This is a genomic window from Bacillus sp. HU-1818, from assembly GCF_022695965.1.
In the GTDB taxonomy this organism is placed as follows: domain Bacteria; phylum Bacillota; class Bacilli; order Bacillales; family Bacillaceae; genus Bacillus; species Bacillus atrophaeus.
In genome coordinates, this window is the sequence record NZ_JAAPBE010000003.1 from 192379 (window position 1) to 213388 (window position 21010).

General features: G+C 45.6%; 19 protein-coding genes and 1 riboswitch. Of the genes, 18 read left to right on the forward strand and 1 reads right to left on the reverse strand.

Annotated elements, in window-relative coordinates; genetic code table 11:
- The first annotated feature begins 9 nt into the window (after positions 1-9).
- The 12 genes from polX (at position 10) to GXP75_RS11465 (ending at position 15601) form a co-directional block, all read left to right on the forward strand.
- Entirely contained in the window at positions 10-1722 is a 1713-nt protein-coding gene (gene polX / locus GXP75_RS11410) for a DNA polymerase/3'-5' exonuclease PolX (protein WP_214913831.1), read from the forward strand.
- 20 nt (positions 1723-1742) lie between these two features.
- The gene (locus GXP75_RS11415) at positions 1743-4100 is read left to right on the forward strand and encodes an endonuclease MutS2 (RefSeq protein ID WP_061572619.1); all 2358 of its coding nucleotides are present in this window, start codon (positions 1743-1745) and stop codon (positions 4098-4100) included.
- Between the two features lie 14 nt (positions 4101-4114).
- The gene (locus GXP75_RS11420) at positions 4115-4519 is read left to right on the forward strand and encodes a DUF350 domain-containing protein (protein WP_061572620.1); all 405 of its coding nucleotides are present in this window, start codon (positions 4115-4117) and stop codon (positions 4517-4519) included.
- Positions 4520-4712: 193 nt separating this feature from the next.
- Complete coding sequence (locus GXP75_RS11425) at positions 4713-6401, forward strand: AMP-binding protein (protein ID WP_242556840.1); 1689 nt, start codon at positions 4713-4715, stop codon at positions 6399-6401.
- A gap of 133 nt (positions 6402-6534) precedes the next feature.
- Positions 6535-7119 carry a fatty acid metabolism transcriptional regulator FadR gene (locus GXP75_RS11430; protein WP_010789417.1) on the forward strand — a complete coding sequence of 195 codons (585 nt, stop codon included), beginning with the start codon at positions 6535-6537 and terminating at the stop codon, positions 7117-7119.
- Positions 7120-7135: 16 nt separating this feature from the next.
- Positions 7136-7912: an enoyl-CoA hydratase gene (locus tag GXP75_RS11435; RefSeq protein WP_242556841.1), complete on the forward strand. Its 777-nt coding sequence runs from the start codon at positions 7136-7138 to the stop codon at positions 7910-7912.
- Between the two features lie 27 nt (positions 7913-7939).
- Positions 7940-8713: an electron transfer flavoprotein subunit beta/FixA family protein gene (locus GXP75_RS11440; RefSeq protein ID WP_061572624.1), complete on the forward strand. Its 774-nt coding sequence runs from the start codon at positions 7940-7942 to the stop codon at positions 8711-8713.
- 44 nt (positions 8714-8757) lie between these two features.
- The gene (locus GXP75_RS11445; protein WP_242556842.1) at positions 8758-9735 is read left to right on the forward strand and encodes an electron transfer flavoprotein subunit alpha/FixB family protein; all 978 of its coding nucleotides are present in this window, start codon (positions 8758-8760) and stop codon (positions 9733-9735) included.
- A gap of 227 nt (positions 9736-9962) precedes the next feature.
- Positions 9963-11444, forward strand: coding sequence for an alpha-N-arabinofuranosidase (locus GXP75_RS11450; RefSeq protein WP_242556843.1), 1482 nt, complete (start codon positions 9963-9965; stop codon positions 11442-11444).
- A gap of 330 nt (positions 11445-11774) precedes the next feature.
- A complete protein-coding gene (gene trxA, locus GXP75_RS11455) occupies positions 11775-12089 on the forward strand; it encodes a thioredoxin (protein ID WP_003325184.1) in 315 nt (104 codons plus the stop codon).
- 139 nt (positions 12090-12228) lie between these two features.
- Positions 12229-14001 carry an excinuclease ABC subunit UvrC gene (gene uvrC, locus GXP75_RS11460; protein WP_242556844.1) on the forward strand — a complete coding sequence of 591 codons (1773 nt, stop codon included), beginning with the start codon at positions 12229-12231 and terminating at the stop codon, positions 13999-14001.
- A gap of 65 nt (positions 14002-14066) precedes the next feature.
- A riboswitch (Lysine riboswitch) is annotated at positions 14067-14246 on the forward strand.
- A gap of 125 nt (positions 14247-14371) precedes the next feature.
- On the forward strand, positions 14372-15601 hold the full coding sequence (locus GXP75_RS11465) for an aspartate kinase (protein ID WP_242556845.1): 1230 nt from the start codon (positions 14372-14374) through the stop codon (positions 15599-15601).
- A gap of 47 nt (positions 15602-15648) precedes the next feature.
- On the opposite strand, the gene GXP75_RS11470 is transcribed toward GXP75_RS11465, so the two are convergent.
- Positions 15649-16095: a YslB family protein gene (locus GXP75_RS11470; protein ID WP_242556846.1), complete on the reverse strand. Its 447-nt coding sequence runs from the start codon at positions 16093-16095 to the stop codon at positions 15649-15651.
- A 294-nt stretch (positions 16096-16389) separates the two neighbouring features.
- Here GXP75_RS11470 and sdhC point away from each other — a divergent pair, with 294 nt between their 5' ends.
- The 6 genes from sdhC to GXP75_RS11500 all read left to right on the forward strand — a co-directional run bounded on the left by sdhC (position 16390) and on the right by GXP75_RS11500 (position 21005).
- Positions 16390-16998: a succinate dehydrogenase cytochrome B558 gene (gene sdhC, locus GXP75_RS11475; RefSeq protein ID WP_003325188.1), complete on the forward strand. Its 609-nt coding sequence runs from the start codon at positions 16390-16392 to the stop codon at positions 16996-16998.
- A gap of 33 nt (positions 16999-17031) precedes the next feature.
- A complete protein-coding gene (sdhA, locus tag GXP75_RS11480; protein ID WP_003325189.1) occupies positions 17032-18792 on the forward strand; it encodes a succinate dehydrogenase flavoprotein subunit in 1761 nt (586 codons plus the stop codon).
- A 2-nt stretch (positions 18793-18794) separates the two neighbouring features.
- The gene (gene sdhB, locus GXP75_RS11485) at positions 18795-19556 is read left to right on the forward strand and encodes a succinate dehydrogenase iron-sulfur subunit (protein WP_003325190.1); all 762 of its coding nucleotides are present in this window, start codon (positions 18795-18797) and stop codon (positions 19554-19556) included.
- Between the two features lie 60 nt (positions 19557-19616).
- On the forward strand, positions 19617-20054 hold the full coding sequence (locus GXP75_RS11490) for an acyl-CoA thioesterase (protein WP_003325191.1): 438 nt from the start codon (positions 19617-19619) through the stop codon (positions 20052-20054).
- A 122-nt stretch (positions 20055-20176) separates the two neighbouring features.
- Positions 20177-20401, forward strand: a complete 225-nt coding sequence (gene gerE / locus GXP75_RS11495) for a spore germination transcription factor GerE (RefSeq protein ID WP_003184172.1) — start codon at positions 20177-20179, stop codon at positions 20399-20401.
- Between the two features lie 163 nt (positions 20402-20564).
- Complete coding sequence (locus GXP75_RS11500) at positions 20565-21005, forward strand: MarR family winged helix-turn-helix transcriptional regulator (protein ID WP_003325192.1); 441 nt, start codon at positions 20565-20567, stop codon at positions 21003-21005.
- Positions 21006-21010 lie beyond the last annotated feature (5 nt).

Genomic DNA, 21010 nt, shown 5'->3' on the forward strand with positions numbered 1-21010 from the left:
GGTTGTAAAATGCATAAAAAAGATATTATTAAGCTGCTTGAAACGATTGCAGTATACATGGAACTAAAAGGGGACAACCCGTTTAAAATAGCCGCCTTCCGAAAAGCGGCGGCCGCTTTAGAACAGGATGACCGCAGTTTGTCGGAAATGGACAATATGATGTCGCTTTCAGGCATAGGAAAAGGAACATACAGCGTCATCAAAGAGTATATGGATGAAGGGACGTCGGGCACTCTTGAGAAGCTGAAAGAAGAAGTTCCGGAAGGATTGGTGCCTTTATTGAAACTTCCGGGGCTGGGCGGCAAAAAGATCGCCAAGCTTTATAAAGAGCTGGGCGTTCATGATGCTGACTCGCTGAAAGAAGCATGCGAGCAGCAGAAGGTCCAAGGCCTTGCCGGATTCGGTAAAAAAACCGAAGAAAAAATATTGCAGGCACTCGGAGAAGCTGGCACACAGCCCGAACGCTTTCCGATCGGCTACGCCCTCAGTGTGGCTGGTGAAATTGAAGAGCACTTGTCCGGTTTTACGGACATTATCAAATTTTCCCGCGCCGGAAGCCTCCGCAGAGCGAGAGAAACAGTAAAAGACCTTGATTATATTATTGCGACTGACAAGCCCGCCGAAGTAAGAGAGCAGCTGCTGAAGCTTCCAACTATTAAGAGTGTCATCGCAAGCGGAGACACCAAGGTTTCTGTCATTCTTTCTTTTGAATATGAAACGAGTGTGGATTTCCGTCTTGTCACGGAGGAACAGTTCCCGACAACGCTTCACCATTTTACCGGTTCAAAGGACCATAACATTAAAATGCGCCAGATTGCCAAGGAACGCGGCGAAAGAATCAGTGAATACGGCGTGGAAACAGTCGAAACCGGAGAGGTTAAAACTTTTCCGAGTGAACAGGCTTTTTACGCGCATTTCGGTTTGCCGCTGATTCCGCCGGAAATTCGTGAGACCGGACAAGAGGTGGACACCTATCATGATGGGATTGAACTGATAGAGACGCATGATATAAAGGGAGACCTTCACATGCACTCGGCATGGAGCGACGGGGCATTTTCCATCAGAGAAATGGCGAAAGCCTGTATGGAAAAAGGCTATGAGTATATGGCGATTACCGATCACTCACAATATCTGAAAGTCGCAAACGGGCTGACGGCGGAAAGGCTGCGGCTGCAGGCAAAGGAAATTGACGCACTGAACGCTGAATTTGAAAACTTCCATATTTTCAAAGGTGTCGAGATGGATATCCTTCCTGATGGGACGCTTGATTATGACGATGACATGCTATCAGAAATGGACCTCGTCATCGCATCTATTCATTCAAGCTTTAACCAGCCGGAGCACGTCATTATGAAAAGGCTCGAACAGGCCCTGACGAGTAAACATGTAGATATTATCGCTCATCCGACCGGGCGTCTGATCGGCAGACGGGCAGGCTACCAGATTGATATCGACCAGCTGATTGAACTTGCGAAAAAAACAAATACGGCTTTGGAATTAAATGCGAATCCCGCTCGGCTCGATTTGCGGACAGAGCATTTAATCAAGGCGAATGACAATGGGGTTACATTGGTTATCAACACCGATGCCCATAATATAGATATGCTGAATGATATGAAAACCGGCGTAACCGCCGCGCGCAAAGGCTGGACTGAAAAGAAACATGTCTTAAATGCCCGGTCACTTAAAGAGGTAAAGGCATTCCTGAAGCGCAACGATTAAGTAAGGAGGCTCACACAACCGTGCAGCAGAAAGTTTTATCATCGCTTGAATTTCATAAAGTTAAAGAACAGGTTATCCAGCATGCGGCTTCATCGCTTGGAAAAGAGAAGCTCCTTGAATTAAAACCTTCAACGGCGATAGAAGAGATTGCAAAACAGCTGGAGGAAGTTGATGAGGCTTCTAGTGTCATCCGTCTGAGAGGACAGGCTCCGTTTGGCGGAGTCACAGATATCAGAGCCGCCTTAAAACGTGCAGAAATCGGCAGCGTGCTGAGTCCTGCGGAATTCCGGGACATTTCGGGGCTGCTGTATGCCGTGAAACAGATGAAGAATTTCCTCGGGTCAATGTATGAGGACGGTGTAGAGATTCCTCTCCTGAATCAATATACGGAACAATTAATCGGATTGTCCGAATTAGAGCGGGAAATAAATTCGTGTATCGACGATTATGGTGAAGTGCTCGACCATGCTTCAGAAACATTAAGAGGCATCCGCACCCAGCTCAGAACGCTGGAGTCAAGAATCAGAGACCGCCTCGAGTCTATGCTGCGTTCCTCGTCCGCGTCTAAAATGCTGTCGGATACGATTGTCACCATTCGAAACGACCGATTTGTTATACCGGTGAAACAGGAGTACAGATCCAGCTACGGAGGAATCGTCCATGACACCTCATCCTCAGGCGCGACACTATTCATTGAACCGCAGGCGATTGTCGATATGAATAACTCTCTTCAACAGGCAAAAGTAAAAGAAAAACAGGAGATCGAACGAATTTTGCGGGAGCTGACAGAGCATACGGCAGAACACACGCATGAGCTCTTTCAAAATCTGCAAGTGCTGCAAACGCTTGATTTCATTTTTGCAAAGGCGAAATACGCCAAAGCATCCAAAGCAACAAAACCGCTTATCAATGACAGGGGCTTTATTCGTTTGAAAAAAGCGCGCCACCCGCTGCTCCCGCCAGAACAAGTTGTTGCCAATGACATTGAACTGGGCGGCGACTTCACGACAATCGTGATTACGGGGCCGAATACCGGAGGGAAGACCGTTACTTTAAAAACACTCGGGTTGTTAACGGTCATGGCGCAGTCCGGCCTTCATATTCCCGCGGAAGAAGGGTCGGAAGCGGCGGTCTTTGAACATGTATTTGCGGATATCGGCGATGAGCAGTCGATTGAACAAAGCTTAAGTACCTTTTCATCCCACATGGTGAATATTGTCGGCATTTTAGAGCGTGTCAATGAAAACAGCCTCGTGCTGTTTGACGAGCTTGGAGCGGGGACGGACCCGCAAGAAGGCGCGGCGCTTGCGATGAGCATTCTCGATGAGGTGCACCATACAAACGCCAGAGTTATTGCGACAACCCATTATCCCGAATTAAAAGCATACGGGTATAATCGAAACGGCGTCATGAACGCAAGCGTTGAATTTAACATTGAAACGCTGTCGCCGACCTATAAGCTCTTAATCGGCGTTCCCGGGCGAAGCAATGCTTTTGAAATCTCAAGGCGTCTTGGCCTTCCGGAGCATATTATCGGACAAGCGAAATCAGAAATGACGGCCGAGCATAACGAAGTCGATACGATGATTGCCTCTCTTGAGCATAGCAAAAAGCGCGCGGAAGCAGAGCTTTCAGAAACAGAATCAATCAGAAAAGAAGCGGAAACGCTTCACAAAGAACTCCAGCAGCAAATCATTGAGCTGAACAGCAAAAAAGATAAATTGCTCGAAGAAGCGGAACAAAAAGCGATCGAAAAAGTAAATGCGGCGACAAAAGAAGCGGAAGACATCATTCAAGAGCTGCGGTTGATCAAATCAGAACATAAATCCTTCAAGGACCATGAACTGATCAACGCCAAAAAACGCTTGGAAGATGCCGTGCCCGCCTTTGAGAAATCAAAGCAGCCGCCAAAACAGAAAAAAGAAAAACGCGAGCTGAAGCCGGGAGACGAAGTGAAGGTGCTGACTTTCGGACAAAAAGGTACATTGCTCGAAAAAACAGGCAGCAGTGAATGGAATGTCCAAATCGGCATTCTCAAAATGAAAGTGAAAGAAAAAGATTTAGAGTTTATGAAATCTTCTCCTGAACCTAAAAAGGAAAAAACAATTGCTGCGGTCAAAGGGAAAGATTACCATGTGGCCTTGGAGCTGGATCTGCGCGGAGAACGCTACGAAAATGCCCTCAGCCGGGTCGAAAAATATTTAGACGACGCGGTTCTGGCCGGCTATCCGAGAGTGTCCATTATTCATGGCAAAGGAACCGGCGCCTTAAGAAAAGGAGTGCAGGACCTTTTGAAAAACCACCGCAGTGTGAAGAACTCCCGATTCGGTGAAGCGGGAGAAGGCGGATCCGGAATTACCATTGTTGAATTAAAATAAAAGGGAGTATCGTCATGAGTGATTTTTGGGAAAACGAGCTTGTTGAAATCGCCGCTTATTACAGTGTGGCCGTACTGTGCCTCGTTCTCTTTTTGAGTATCTTTGAGCTGGTGACAACCTATAAAAACTGGGAAGAAATCCAAAAAGGGAATCTCGCCGTGGCAATGGCAACCGGAGGAAAAATTTTGGGGATCGCGAATGTGTTTCAGCATTCCATTGCGCAGCACAATTCTCTTTTGCAGATGATCGGTTGGGGTGTGTACGGTTTTATGATGCTGCTTGTCAGCTATTTTATCTTTGAATTTCTGACGCCGCGTTTTAAAATTGATAAAGAAATCGAGAATGATAACCGGGCTGTCGGCTTTATCTCATTTGTCATATCCGTCGGGCTCTCATTTGTTGTGGCAGCCGGTATATAAGGGGCGAGGAATGAATGGAAAAGCTTGCAAAAATGCTGCTCGCGGCAGCGGGACTTTTTTTGTTAATCGGTCTTATTTATCTGTTCATTATAGCGTAAGAAAAGAAAGGTGAGGTTTTGCCTTTCTTTTTCCTTTTTTAAGCAGTCATCTGATATAATAATAGGGCGCACCCAAAACAGAAAGGAGAGGTTTTATGCAGTCTGAAAAGCCATGGCTTTCTGAATACCCTGATGACATCCCGCATGAACTTCATATTCCCAATCAAACGCTGCAATCCATCCTGACAAACTCCGCCGCACAATTCTCTGAACAAACCGCCATTTATTTTCTCGGAAAAAAACTCACCTATCAAGACGTGTTCAAAGACGCTTTGAAGCTGGCGTCCTTCTTGCAAAAAAACGGCCTGAAAAAAGGCGACAGAGTGGCTGTTATGCTGCCGAACTGCCCGCAATCGGTCATTTCTTATTACGGCGTTTTATACGCAGGGGGCATCGTCGTACAAACGAATCCGCTATACACGGAACATGAGCTGGAATATCAGCTCAAAGACAGCGGGGCAAAAATGATCATCACACTTGATTTGCTCTTTCCGAAGGCGATAAAAATGAAAACGTTATCAATCGTGGAACATATCATTGTGAGCGGCATAAAGGACTATTTGCCGTTTCCGAAAAATATCCTCTATCCGCTCACCCAAAAGCAAAAAGTGTATATTGATTATCAAGAAAATGAGAACATTCACACGTTTGCGTCCGTGTTAAAGCCGGAGGAATCAGAGCTTGTGTTTGAACCGGAGATTGATCCGGAGCATGATATCGCCGTTCTTCAATATACCGGGGGAACGACCGGCGCGCCCAAGGGCGTCATGCTCACTCACCGGAACATTCAGGCAAATACCGAGATGTCTGCGGCCTGGATGTATAAAATGGGAAAAGGGACCGAAAAAGTGCTTGGTGTCGTCCCGTTTTTTCACGTATACGGTTTAACCGCCGTTCTCAATTTATCAATGAAAATGGGCTATGAAATGATTCTTCTGCCTAAGTTCGATCCGCAGGCCACACTCAGAACGATCGACAAACAAAAGCCGACACTGTTTCCGGGGGCGCCGACAATCTATATCGGGCTCTTGCATCATCCCGATCTGCAGCGTTATGATCTGTCTTCCATTAAAAGCTGTCTCAGCGGGTCGGCGGCACTTCCTGTCGAGGTGAAGCAGCAATTCGAAAAAGTAACGGGCGGCAAGCTTGTCGAAGGATACGGTCTGTCCGAGGCTTCCCCTGTCACACATTCCAATTTTTTATGGGGAAAAAATAAATCCGGCAGCATCGGCTGTCCTTGGCCGAATACAGATGCTGGTATATACTCAGAAGAAACCGGCACATTCGCCGGGCCGTATGAACATGGGGAAATCATTGTAAAAGGCCCGCAAGTTATGAAGGGCTACTGGAATAATCCCGAAGAAACGGCTGCGGTCCTCAGAGACGGATGGCTGTTCACCGGGGATATGGGCTATATGGATGAAGAGGGATTTTTCTATATCGCTGATCGGAAGAAGGATGTCATTATTGCAGGCGGCTACAATATTTATCCGCGCGAAGTCGAAGAGGCGCTGTACGAACACGAAGCGATCCAAGAGATTGTCGTAGCGGGCGTGCCCGATTCGTACAGGGGAGAGACAGTCAAAGCATTTGTTGTATTAAAGAAGGGGGCAAAAGCCGATGTTTCTGAGCTGGACGCTTTCGCCAGAGCCCGCCTCGCTCCCTACAAAGTGCCGAAATTGTATGAATTCAGAGAGGAGCTTCCGAAAACCGCAGTCGGTAAAATTTTAAGAAGAAACCTGGTTGCAGACGAAGACACTGCGAATTATAACCGCATCACGTAACAGACAGCGCCGTCCGTTTTCAGTCAGGCGGCGGTACATAAAGAAAGGAATCACTTGACAAAGCAAGAAATCCTTTTTATCATAAGGGTATGAATGAATAGTCATTCATTTATATAGGAAGGAACGATGACCATTGAAACAAAAACGCCCCAAGTATATGCAGATTATTGACGCAGCAGTAGAAGTAATAGCGGAAAACGGCTACCACCAATCACAAGTTTCCAAGATCGCAAAACAAGCGGGAGTCGCAGACGGCACCATCTACCTTTATTTTAAAAACAAAGAAGATATATTGATTTCACTCTTTAAAGAAAAAATGGGACAATTCATTGAGCGTATGGAAGAGGAAATCAAAGAAAAACAGACTGCGAAAGAAAAGCTCGCACTGGTGATCACGAAGCACTTTTCACTGCTCGCCGATGACCGCCATCTCGCCATTGTGACTCAGCTTGAGCTCCGCCAGTCCAATTTAGAGCTCCGGCAGAAAATTAATGATATTTTAAAAGGCTATCTAAATATTTTAGAATCGATTCTGACAGAAGGAATCGAGTCAGGTGAATTTAAGGAAAATCTTGATATTCGCCTCGCCCGGCAGATGGTCTTTGGAACAATTGATGAAACAGTGACGACATGGGTGATGAACGATCAAAAATACGATCTTACCTCCCTGGCGGACAGAGTATTAGACTTATTAGTATTCGGATTTCATAAAGAATAAAAAGGAGGTCTGTCATATGAATACCATATCATTAGCAGTCGATCAATTTGTTGCTGTAGTGACAATTAACAACCCGCCGGCAAACGCGCTTTCCAGCCGCATTTTAGATGAACTGTCAACCTGCCTCGATCAATTTGAGACCGACGCGAATGTGCGAAGTATCATTATACACGGAGAGGGCAAGTTTTTCTCGGCAGGCGCTGATATTAAAGAATTTACTTCACTCAGATCGAGTGAAGACTCCTCGCTTCTGGCGGATCGCGGCCAACAGCTGATGGAGCGGATTGAAAGTTTCACCAAACCGATTATTGCTGCCATTCACGGGGCCGCTTTAGGAGGAGGACTGGAACTGGCGATGGCCTGCCATATCAGGATTGCGGCCGAAGACGCCAAACTCGGGCTTCCGGAACTGAATCTCGGCATCATTCCGGGGTTTGCGGGTACACAGCGGCTGCCGCGGTATGTAGGACCGGCAAAAGCGCTTGAAATGATGGGTACGGCAGAACCGATTACCGGACGGGAGGCACTTGATCTCGGCCTCGTGTCAATCGGTGCCAAAGATGAAGCAGAAGTGCTTGAAAAAGCAAAAGCTCTTGCCGGAAAGTTTGCAGAAAAAAGCCCGCAAACGATGGCAGCAATCATCGAGCTGCTATATTCAAACAAGGTGTACTCGTATGACGGCAGCCTGAAGCTTGAAGCAAAAAGGTTTGGAGAAGCGTTTGAATCAGAGGACGCTAAAGAAGGAATCCAAGCGTTTCTTGAGAAAAGAAAGCCTCAATTCAGAGGCGAATAAAAAAGCAGCGGCAAAGGGGATATGATCATGAATCTATTTGTACTGATGAAACGGACGTTTGACACTGAGGAAAAAATCGCCATTGAAGCAGGGAAGATTCAGGATGAGGGAGCGGAATTTATCATTAATCCGTACGATGAATACGCGATCGAAGAAGCGATGCAGCTAAAAGAACAGCACGGGGGAAGTATCACCGCTGTCACCGTGGGCGGGGAAGAGGCTGAAAAAGAGCTTCGCACAGCGCTTGCGATGGGATGTGATCAAGCGGTTTTGATCAATATTGAGGATGATCTGGAAGAACCGGACCAGTATGCAGTGTCCACGATTTTGTATCACTATATGAAAGATCAGGAATTCGATGTGATTCTTGGCGGAAACGTAGCAATTGACGGAGGCTCTGGGCAAGTGGCGCCCCGGCTGGCTGAATTGCTGAATATTCCTTATGTAACAACGATTACGAAGCTTGAGATTAACGGTAAAGATGCAAACGCGGAAAGGGACGTAGAAGGGGATGTCGAAAAAATAAAAACATCGCTTCCATTGCTTGTCACCGCGCAGCAAGGCTTAAACGAACCACGCTACCCGTCGCTTCCGGGAATTATGAAAGCGAAGAAAAAACCGCTTGAAGAGCTTGAACTTGACGATCTGGATTTAGACGAGGACGATGTCTCTGCAAAAATTAAAACGATCGAGCGTTTTCTTCCGCCGAAAAAAGAAGCCGGCAAGCTTTTAGAAGGAGAACCGGCTGAGCAGGCAAAAGAGCTTGTATCATTGCTTCGCAGTGAGGCCAAAGTCATTTAGAATGCCAGCAAACCGTATATTCAATGAAACAGGGGGATGTTAGGATGGGAAAAAAAGTGATCGTATTGGGAGAAATTCGAGACGGTGAATTGCGGAATGTGACCTTTGAAGCCATTTCAGCAGGCAGAACCGTTTCTGATAATGGCGAAGTCATCGGCGTACTCATCGGAGATAACGTCTCCAATCATGCGCCTCAGCTCATTCATTACGGAGCGGATAAGGTTCTGACCGCAGAGGACCCGCAGCTTGCAAACTATACTTCAGACGGCTACAGTCAAGCGTTGCGTACAATCATCGAACAAGAAAAACCAGATGCCGTCATATTGGGGCACACGGCAATGGGGAAGGACTTATCACCGAAACTCGCCGCTCGCTTCGAAACCGGTCTGATTTCTGATGCCACCGATGTAAGCGTTACCGGAGGGAATGTGGTGTTTACGAGGCCGATTTATTCAGGAAAAGCGTTTGAACGCGTCATTTCTACAGACGCTTTTGTGTTCGCGACCATCAGGCCGAATAATATTGAAGCTTTGGAAAAAGACGAAAGCAGGTCAGGTGACATAGAGAGCGTTCAGGTATCCATTGCCGATCTGCGTACGATCATTGAAGATGTGGTCAAAAAAACCGCAGAAGGCGTCGATTTATCAGAAGCTAAAATCATTGTTGCCGGCGGCCGGGGAGTCAAAAGCGAAGAAGGCTTTCAGCCCCTTCAAGAGCTTGCCGATGTTTTAGGAGCCGCTGTAGGCGCATCGCGGGGCGCATGTGATGCTGATTACTGTGACTATTCGCTGCAAATCGGGCAGACTGGCAAAGTCGTTACACCAGACCTCTATATTGCATGCGGTATTTCTGGCGCCATCCAGCATTTGGCGGGAATGTCGAACAGCAAGGTTATTGTTGCGATTAATAAAGACCCGGAAGCTGAAATTTTTAAAATTGCGGATTACGGGATTGTCGGTGATTTGTTTGAAGTCGTTCCGTTATTAACGGAAGAATTTAAAAATATCAATATTCATTCATAAGAAGAAAACCCCCGGGCTGTAGAGTCTGGGGGTTTTTGTGTTTGAAAATACATACGTACAAATAATATAAATTTCTCTCTTTTAATTGACATGTACGAATATATATAATAGGATAGATTTGTGAAATCGCTTACAAAAACTTCGAGTAAAACTGTGGTAAACATAAAGCAGATTGACAGATCACTAGGGTGCTTCTTCATTTTATACATGAGAGGAATGGTCAGGCGATGAAAAAAAATGCGGCGGTTATTCAAACGGATATTGAAAAAGGAACCATTAACAAAAACATATATGGCCAGTTTGCTGAACATTTAGGAAGAGGGATATACGAGGGAATTTGGGTTGGAAAAGATTCAGAGATTCCTAATGTCAACGGCGTAAGAAAAGATGTGCTGGAAGCTTTAAAACGGCTGCAAATCCCCGTTCTCAGATGGCCGGGCGGATGCTTTGCGGATGAGTATCATTGGGCTAACGGAGTCGGCGATCGTAAATCCATGCTGAACACTCATTGGGGCGGAACGATTGAGTCAAATGAATTCGGCACCCATGAATTTATGATGCTGTGCGACATGCTTGAGTGTGAACCGTATATTTGCGGAAATGTCGGCAGCGGAACCGTTCAAGAAATGTCAGAATGGGTGGAATATATGACGTTTGAAGGCGGCACACCGATGTCAGACTGGAGAAAGCAAAACGGAAGAGAGGACCCGTGGAAGCTGACATATTTCGGCGTGGGAAATGAAAGCTGGGGCTGCGGCGGCAATATGCATCCTGAATACTACGCTGACTTATATCGCCGCTTTCAAACCTATGTCCGCAATTACAGCGGAAATGAAATCTATAAAATTGCCGGTGGCGCGAATGTGGATGATTTTAAATGGACAGAAGTACTCATGAGCAAGGCGGCCAATCTCATGGACGGATTAAGCCTTCATTATTACACCATTCCGGGAGACTTTTGGAAGGGAAAGGGCTCTGCGACAGAATTCACTGAAGATGAATGGTTCATTACGATGAAAAAGGCAGATTATATGGACGAGTTGATCCGAAAGCATAGCACAATCATGGACCGGTATGATCCCGATGAGCGTGTCGGACTGATCATCGACGAATGGGGCACTTGGTTTGATCCTGAGCCTGGCACCAACCCCGGTTTCTTGTACCAGCAAAATACCATTCGTGACGCTCTGGTTGCCGCTTCGCATTTTCATATTTTTCACAAGCATTGCAGCCGTGTTCAAATGGCGAATATCGCACAAGCCGTAAACGTGCTTCAGGCCATGATTCTTACTGATGGAGAAAATATGCTTCTGACTCCGACGTACCATGTATTCGAGATGTTTAAAGTGCATCAGGACGCGTCTCTATTGGCGACGGACGTCACGGCTGCTGAGTATGAATGGAAGGGGGAAAGAATGCCCCAAATCAATATATCAGCCTCGAAAAACAAAAAGGGCGCCATCAATATCACCATTTGCAATATTGATCATCAAAACAAAGCTGATGCGGAGATAAAGCTCAGAGGGATTGAGAAGATAAACGAAAGCTCGGGGGTCATTCTCCATGCGAAGCACATGAACGCCCATAACACATTTGACAAGCCGGACAGCATCAAGCCGGAAGCATTTGACCGCTTTACGATCGAAGACTGCCGGCTGAAAGTGAAGCTTCCTCCGATGTCAGTCGTTTTAATCACCCTCGGCGCATAACGATACACTCTAAAGCCCCTGTCACAGCGCTCAGGGGTTTTTTAGGTTTTGAAAATCATGGAACGGGGCATAATAAAGTATCATGCTTATATAGAAGGGATGTTGTCCTATGCTTCGCACCATTTTAATGATTATCGGAGCCATCGTAGTAATTGGAGCTATTATTAGATTCGTTTTTTAAACAAGTTAAATACATCTGATCTTGCAGCTTAAAAAGCTGAGTAAATCAATATTGAACAGGGAAACATAATTTTCAAGCATTTAATTAGCAAGAACGAATGGGAGATGCTATACTAAAAATCATCATTTCACAAATGGAGGAATTAAATAATGGCTATCGTAAAAGCAACTGATCAATCGTTCTCAGCTGAAACAAACGAAGGTGTCGTACTGGCAGATTTCTGGGCGCCTTGGTGCGGACCTTGTAAAATGATTGCACCTGTTCTTGAAGAACTTGATCAAGAAATGGGCGACAAACTGAAAATCGTCAAAATCGACGTAGATGAAAACCAAGAAACAGCCGGCAAATACGGAGTTATGAGTATCCCGACGCTTCTAGTATTAAAAGACGGCGAGGTTGTTGAAACATCTGTCGGTTTCAAACCGAAAGAAGCGCTTCAAGAGCTTGTAAACAAACATATGTAATTCGGCTGCGGCGATGCAGGGCGATTCCAACTCGGGATCGCTTTTTTTATATCCAAATGATGAAAATGGTGAAAAACAAATGTTCGTGTTACACTTAATATAAATGAAAAATCAGGACTAATATAAGGAAGGGTACCGCATGAACAAACATATAAAAGAGAAACTCGCCCTCCTTCCAGATCAGCCCGGGTGTTATTTAATGAAGGACCGCCAGCAAACGATTATCTATGTGGGGAAAGCGAAAGTGCTCAAAAACAGAGTGCGCTCTTACTTTACCGGTTCTCATGATGCGAAAACCCAACGGCTTGTGACGGAAATAGAGGATTTTGAATATATCGTAACCTCCTCCAATCTGGAAGCGCTGATTTTAGAAATGAATTTAATCAAAAAGCATGATCCGAAATACAATATCATGCTCAAAGATGATAAAACCTATCCGTTTATTAAAATCACTCATGAACGCCATCCGAGACTGATTGTCACCCGCAATGTAAAGAAAGACAAAGGGCGTTATTTCGGCCCTTACCCGAACGTGCAGGCGGCAAGGGAAACGAAAAAGCTTCTCGACCGCCTGTACCCGCTCAGAAAGTGTTCGAAGCTTCCGGACCGTGTTTGTCTGTATTATCACCTCGGCCAATGCCTCGCTCCGTGTGTAAAAGATATTTCCGAGGAGACGAACAGACAGCTGGTTGACGAGATCACCCGTTTTTTAAAGGGAGGCTACAATCAAGTCAAAAAAGAACTGGAAGAAAAAATGCACGAAGCGGCTGAAAATCTTGAGTTTGAACGGGCGAAGGAGCTCCGCGACCAAATGGCCCATATTGAATCAACGATGGAAAAACAAAAAATGACGATGAACGACCTTGTTGACCGTGATGTGTTCGCCTATGCGTATGACAAAGGCTGGATGTGTGTGCAGGTCTTTTTCATCCGGCAAGGCAAGCTCATTGAACGTGATGTCAGCATGTTTCCGATGTATCAGGAAGCGGATGAAGAATTCCTCACCTTTATCGGCCAATTTTATTCCAAAAACAATCACTTCCTGCCGAAGGAAATTTTAGTGCCTGACAGTGTCGACCAATCCATGATTGAGCAGCTGCTGGAAACAAGCGTACACCAGCCGAAAAAAGGTGCGAAAAAAGAGCTGCTGATGCTCGCGCATAAAAATGCGAAAATCGCGCTGAAGGAAAAATTCTCTCTGATAGAACGTGATGAGGAGCGGTCAATCGGGGCTGTTCAGAGATTGGGAGAAGCGTTAAATATTTATACGCCTCACCGGATCGAAGCATTCGATAACTCAAACATTCAAGGGACAAATCCTGTATCGGCCATGATAGTGTTTATTGACGGAAAACCGAACAAAAAGGAATACCGCAAATACAAAATCAAAACGGTTACAGGTCCGGATGATTACGGCTCAATGAGAGAAGTCGTCAGAAGGCGGTATTCGAGAGTGCTTCGCGAAAATCTGCCGCTGCCTGATTTGATTATCATTGATGGAGGAAAAGGCCAAATTAACGCCGCGAAAGACGTGCTCGAAAATGAACTTGGCTTGGATGTGCCGATTGCCGGCTTGGCCAAGGATGACAAACACAGAACATCGAATTTATTAATAGGCGATCCGCTGGAGGCCATTTACCTTGAACGGAACAGCCAGGAATTTTACCTGCTTCAGCGGATTCAGGACGAAGTTCACCGGTTTGCGATCAGTTTCCACAGGCAAATCAGGGGGAAAAGCGCTTTTCAATCTGTATTGGACGACATCCCGGGCATAGGCGAAAAAAGAAAAAAATCGCTATTAAAGCATTTTGGCTCAGTCAAAAAAATGAAGGAAGCAAGCCTTGAAGACATCCAAAAGGCGGGCGTTCCTTCCGCGGCGGCGCAGCTGCTTTATGATAAATTGAAAAAATAACGTTGTCATTTTTAAAGAAGTCTGATAAAATGTGAACTAATTTCATAAGTTAGATCGTGTAATATGGTGAAGATAGAGGTGCGAACTTCAAGAGTAAGCCTTTGGAGAAAGATGGTTTCTGTGAAAAAGGCTGAAAGGGGAGCGTCGCCGAAGCAAATAAAACCCCATCTGTTTTATTTGCTGGCCGTGCATTGAACAAATGTAAGGCTGTCAAGAAATTATTTTCTTGGAGGGCTATCTCGTTGTTCATAATCATCGTGATGATTAATTGATAAGCAATGAGAGCGAATTCCTCTCATTGCTTTTTTTATTGTGAACAAAGCGCTCTTTCTCCTCATCCGCACGAACCAAAATGTAAAGGGTGGTATGTATGGGTCTCATCGTACAAAAATTCGGAGGTACTTCTGTCGGCTCAGCCGAAAAAATTCAAAATGCGGCCAATCGAGCCATTGCTGAAAAAAAACAAGGTCATCAAGTCGTTGTCGTGGTGTCAGCTATGGGTAAATCAACAGATTCATTAGTCAGCCTTGCAAAGCAGATTACCGCTCAGCCGAGCAAAAGAGAAATGGATATGCTGCTTGCGACAGGAGAGCAGGTTACAATCTCACTCCTTTCCATGGCGCTTCAGGAACAAGGCTATGACGCGGTTTCTTATACAGGCTGGCAGGCTGGCATCCGCACAGAACATGTCCATGGCAACGCCAGAATTACAGATATCAACACATCAGCCGTTGAAGATCAGCTCAGTGAAGGCAAGATCGTCGTTGTCGCCGGATTTCAGGGCATGACAGAAGAGGGCCAAATCACAACGCTGGGACGGGGCGGTTCAGACACAACCGCTGTCGCTTTGGCAGCCGCATTAAAAGCGGATAAGTGTGATATTTATACGGACGTGCCCGGCGTATTTACAACCGATCCGCGTTACGTGAAATCGGCGAGAAAGCTGTCGGGAATCTCATACGATGAAATGCTGGAGCTTGCCAACTTAGGAGCAGGCGTGCTTCATCCGAGAGCCGTTGAATTTGCGAAGAATTATCAAGTGCCTTTAGAAGTGCGTTCAAGTACAGAAACCGAAGCGGGAACATTAATTGAGGAGGAACCATCCATGGAACAGAATTTAATTGTCAGAGGCATCGCATTTGAGGATCAGATTACAAGGGTTACAGTCTCCGGTCTGGCAAACGGCCTGACGACACTTTCAACTATTTTCACCGCACTTGCGAAACGGAACATTAACGTGGATATCATTATTCAAACAGCGGCAGGCGACAATAAAACCGGCATTTCCTTCTCCGTCAAATCCGAAGATACTGATAATACTGTGGCCGTGCTTGATGAGTATAAAGGTGCGTTGAAATTCGACCAAATCGAAACCGAAAGCAAATTGGCCAAAGTGTCAATCGTCGGATCCGGTATGGTATCTAACCCGGGAGTAGCGGCTGAGATGTTCGCGGTCCTTGCGAAAAAGAATATTCAAGTAAAAATGGTCAGCACTTCTGAAATTAAAGTCTCAACGGTGATAAGCGAAAATGACATGGTGAAAGCGGTAGAAGCGTTACACGATGCGTTTGAACTATCAAAGCAGGCGTCGGTCGTATAAAGGACAAGCAAAGAGGCGAAGACTGTAAAGTCTTCGCCCTTTTTTGATCAAACAGGATCTTTCATATCCCATTTCACAGTCAGAACCACTTTGTCTGCCCGCTTTTTGATTTGTTCATATGATTCAGCGATCTGGTCATTCATCAATTGAATTTGTTCAGCGATAAAACCTGCTTCAAGCTGAAAGCACGGCTCTTTTTGATATGTAAGGCGATTTGAAACGAGCGGGCCCTCCAGCTCAAACTCAAGCTCCTGTCTCTTGCTGCTGACATTTGTGAGGGTTCCCCAGCCGGCTTCTTCAAAGAAAGCCGGAAACTCTTCCCATGATTCAAGAGGGAACTTGCGGGCTAGACGCTTTCCTGCCCAATACATCATGGATGAATAATCTTGGCCAAGCATGTCTGGGAGGACAATCTCTCGGATCAGTTCGTAGGCGTAGGCATTGAGTTCAATTTCTTTTAGGTTTTGTAATGATTCTTCATATTTATTCTTCATAACATGTCTCCCCTCTCTCCTTCGTTTATTATAGCTTAAACAGGGGTAAGGTTGACAGAATGATCCTTTATTTCTCGTGAAAAATAAAGAAGAAACATATATTAATAAAATAAAATTTTCAAACCAACTATTTAATTCGGAAAATTGTAATTTATGTACGCGTTTTCTTGACGACCTTTTGAGGGAGGAGTAAAATGAAATTGTCAATAAATCTTAATAAAGTGCTTACAATTGAAAGAAGCGGGGGACAGAGATTTATCACATTTCGCACTTATCAAACTAGGGGGTAAAGTAATGTCTGGGAACAGAGAGTTTTATTTTCGAAGATTGCATTCCTTGCTCGGCGTCATACCGGTCGGCATATTTTTAATTCAGCATTTAGTTGTCAACCAGTTTGCCGCAAGGGGAGCGGAAGCATTCAACAATGCGGCTCATTTTATGGATAGCCTGCCGTTCAGGTATGCTTTGGAAATTTTTATTATCTTCTTACCTTTAATTTATCATGCGGTTTACGGCGTGTACATAGCATTTACTGCAAAAAACAATGCAGGCCAGTACAGCTATATGAGAAACTGGCTTTTCGTCATGCAGCGTGTAACCGGTATCATCACTCTTATTTTCGTCAGCTGGCACTTATGGGAAACGCGCATCGCGGCGCAGCTTGGCGCTGAAGTCAACTTCGATATGATGGCGAATATCTTAAGCTCTCCTTTTATGCTGGGCTTCTACATTGTAGGTGTGATATCTACCATTTTCCACTTTTCGAACGGGTTGTGGTCGTTCGCGGTTACTTGGGGTATTACTGTGACACCGCGTTCTCAAAAAATTTCGACGTACGTAACGCTGATCATTTTTGTTGCATTGTCTTACGTAGGATTAAAAGCGATTTTGGCATTTGTATAAGAGTATTAGATTACTAGAGGGAGAGGGGCTATCATGAGTCAATCAAGCATTATCGTAGTCGGCGGGGGTCTGGCCGGCCTTATGGCGACAATTAAAGCAGCGGAATCCGGAACGGCAGTTAAGCTTTTTTCTATAGTTCCCGTCAAACGCTCACACTCAGTTTGTGCGCAGGGCGGAATAAACGGAGCGGTTAATACAAAAGGGGAAGGCGACTCTCCATGGGAGCATTTCGATGACACAGTGTACGGCGGAGACTTTCTCGCGAATCAGCCGCCGGTAAAAGCGATGTGTGACGCGGCGCCGTCAATCATCCATTTAATGGACCGGATGGGCGTTATGTTTAACCGTACGCCTGAAGGACTTCTTGATTTCCGCCGTTTTGGAGGCACTCAGCATCACAGAACTGCATACGCGGGCGCGACGACTGGACAGCAGCTGCTATATGCGCTGGACGAGCAGGTCCGCAGATATGAAGTCGCAGGCCTTGTTACGAAATACGAAGGCTGGGAATTCCTTGGCGCTGTCTTAGATGATGACAGAACATGCCGCGGGATTGTCGCGCAAAATCTGACAAATATGCAAATTGAGTCGTTCCGTTCAGACGCTGTCATCATGGCAACGGGCGGACCGGGCATTGTATTCGGAAAGTCAACGAACTCTATGATCAACACAGGTTCTGCCGCTTCAATCGTGTATCAGCAGGGCGCATATTACGCGAACGGCGAATTTATCCAGATTCATCCGACAGCGATACCGGGTGATGATAAGCTGAGACTGATGAGTGAATCAGCGCGCGGTGAAGGCGGACGTGTGTGGACGTATAAAGACGGGAAACCGTGGTATTTCCTTGAAGAAAAATATCCGGCGTACGGAAATCTTGTGCCCCGGGATATTGCGACACGCGAAATATTTGATGTATGCGTCAATCAAAAACTCGGCATTAACGGCGAAAACATGGTGTATCTCGACCTGTCTCATAAAGATCCGAAAGAGCTTGATATCAAGCTTGGCGGTATCATTGAAATCTATGAAAAATTTATGGGCGATGACCCGCGCAAGCTCCCGATGAAAATCTTCCCTGCAGTCCATTACTCAATGGGCGGATTATGGGTGGATTACGATCAAATGACAAATATCCCGGGCCTTTTTGCAGCAGGTGAGTGTGATTACTCTATGCACGGAGGAAACCGCTTAGGGGCGAACTCTCTTCTTTCCGCCATTTACGGAGGCATGGTAGCAGGTCCGAATGCGGTTAAATACGTAAACGGCTTGGAATCTTCAGTCGAAGATATGTCTTCAGCATTATTTGATGCCCATACGAAAAAAGAAGAAGAAAAATGGGCCAATATTATGAGCATGGACGGCGACGAGAATGCTTATGTGCTTCATAGGGAGCTCGGTGAATGGATGACCGCTAACGTAACGGTTGTCCGTCATAATGACAAGCTCTTGAAAACCGATGATAAGATTCAGGAATTAATGGAACGATACCAAAAAATCAATATCAATGACACCACAAAATGGAGCAACCAGGGTGCGATGTTTACCCGCCAACTCTCGAATATGCTGCAGCTGGCCAGGGTCATTACACTCGGCGCTTATAACCGTAACGAAAGCCGGGGTGCGCATTATAAACCGGATTATCCTGAGCGTAACGACGATGAGTGGCTCAAAACAACAATGGCTAAGCACGTTGGGCAGTTTGAGGCGCCGGAATTTGATTATCAGGATGTCGATGTTTCACTGATCACACCTCGTAAACGGGATTACTCGAAGAAAAAGGTGGCGAAATAATCATGAGTGAAAAAAAGACAATACGGTTTATTATCACCCGTCAAGATACAGCCGACAGCACGCCTTATGATGAAGAATTTGAAATCGGTTATCGTCCGAATCTGAATGTGATTTCAGCTTTAATGGAAATCCGCAGAAATCCGGTCAACGTGAAAGGGGAAAAAACAACTCCTGTCACATGGGACATGAACTGTCTTGAGGAAGTATGCGGCGCGTGCTCAATGGTCATTAACGGGAAGCCGCGCCAGTCCTGTACGGCGCTTGTTGACCAGCTTGAACAGCCGATCCGCTTAAAGCCGATGAAAACATTCCCGGTTGTGCGCGATTTGCAAGTTGACCGCAGCAGAATGTTCGATTCATTGAAAAAAGTAAAAGCGTGGGTTCCGATTGACGGAACATACGATTTAGGACCCGGTCCGAGAATGCCGGAAAAACGCCGCCAATGGGCATATGAATTATCTAAATGCATGACATGCGGCGTCTGTCTTGAAGCTTGCCCGAATGTAAACAGCAAATCAGATTTCATGGGGCCGGCTCCTATGTCTCAGGTTCGCCTATTTAACGCTCATCCGACAGGGGCGATGAATAAATCCGACCGTTTGGAAGCGCTCATGGAAGACGGGGGTCTTGCAGACTGCGGGAACTCACAAAACTGTGTTCAATCCTGTCCGAAAGGCATCCCGCTGACAACTTCTATTGCAGCCTTAAACAGAGATACGAATTTACAAGCATTCCGCAATTTCTTCGGAAGCGACAGAGTATAAGAATTATAAGCCTCTTCCGCATGGAAGAGGCTTATTTTTGATAAAAAGGAGATGAATGCAGTGAAACTGCCGGCTTATATAGATAGACCGTTTGAACAATGGAGAGCGTCCTTTTCCTTCTATGATGAGGTATCGGTTCGGTTTTCAGAAACAGACATGTTTGGCCATATGAATAATGTAACCCCTTTCATTTATTTTGAAGAAGCCAGGATTTCCTATTTCAAGAAGCTGCACATGATGAATGAAAATCGAGAAACAATGACTGTTGTAGCCAGCCAGCAATGCGATTATTTGAGGCAGGTTATGCCCTATGAAGCGCTCCGCATTTTTGTGAAAACAAGCGCTGTCGGCAATGCGTCTCTTACTTTGCATTACCTCGGGGAAAATCAAGAAGGCGAGCCTTGCTTTACGGGTTCAGTTGTTATGGTGCAAATTTCCAAGAAAAGCGGCAAGGCTGTCAGCTGGACAGAAGACGAAAAAGCAAATCTCCTTGCATAAACAGTGAACTATTTCTCGTGTAAACGTCACCTCCCGCGCGCTCTTTACATAAGATATCTTGACTATATCAAAACCCATTCGTTTCAGATTCGCTCTCACCTTAGCAAGGAGGGTTACAATACTTGAAGGAGAAAGAATTTCAATCAAAGCCGCTGCTAACAAAAAGAGAAAGAGAAGTGTTCGAATTGCTCGTTCAAGATAAGACAACAAAGGAGATTGCAAGCGAGCTATTTATCAGTGAGAAAACCGTTCGTAACCATATTTCAAATGCCATGCAGAAATTGGGTGTGAAAGGGCGTTCGCAAGCCGTTGTTGAGCTTCTTAGAATGGGTGAGCTAGAGCTCTAATTCTTGCCGGTATTCCTTCTTTACAAGAGGGAACCGGTTATTTGTCATTTGTCTGAAAGCCCCGTCTTTTTCTTCATCAGTCTTGCATTTTATTTAAAAAAGAAGGAAAATAGACACGGAACGCTTATTTGCGTCAAGAAATCCTTGAGTGAGGGATGGACATATGACATCAAAACAGTTGGAGCATGTTGCGGACATTGAAAAGTCACTCCGCCACATTGCCGCGATCATTAAACAAAAAGGAAGAGAAATCCTTAATCAATATGCGATCACACCGCCTCAATTTGTCGGTCTGCAATGGCTTTATGAGCTTGGAGACATGACAATAGGCGAGCTGTCGGGGAAAATGTATCTGGCATGCAGCACGACAACAGACCTTATTGACCGTATGCAAAAAAATGCGCTTGTCGAGCGGGTAAAGGACCCGTCGGACAGACGCGTCGTGAGAATTCACCTGCTGCCTGAAGGAGAACGCATTATTCAAGAAGTGATCAAAAAAAGGCAGGAATACCTGTGCGATATGTTTGAGACGTTTTCAGAAGACGAAGTGGTCGTTTTCGAAACATCATTGTTGAAATTGCAGCAAGAAATGAAAAGAAAATGAGGCGA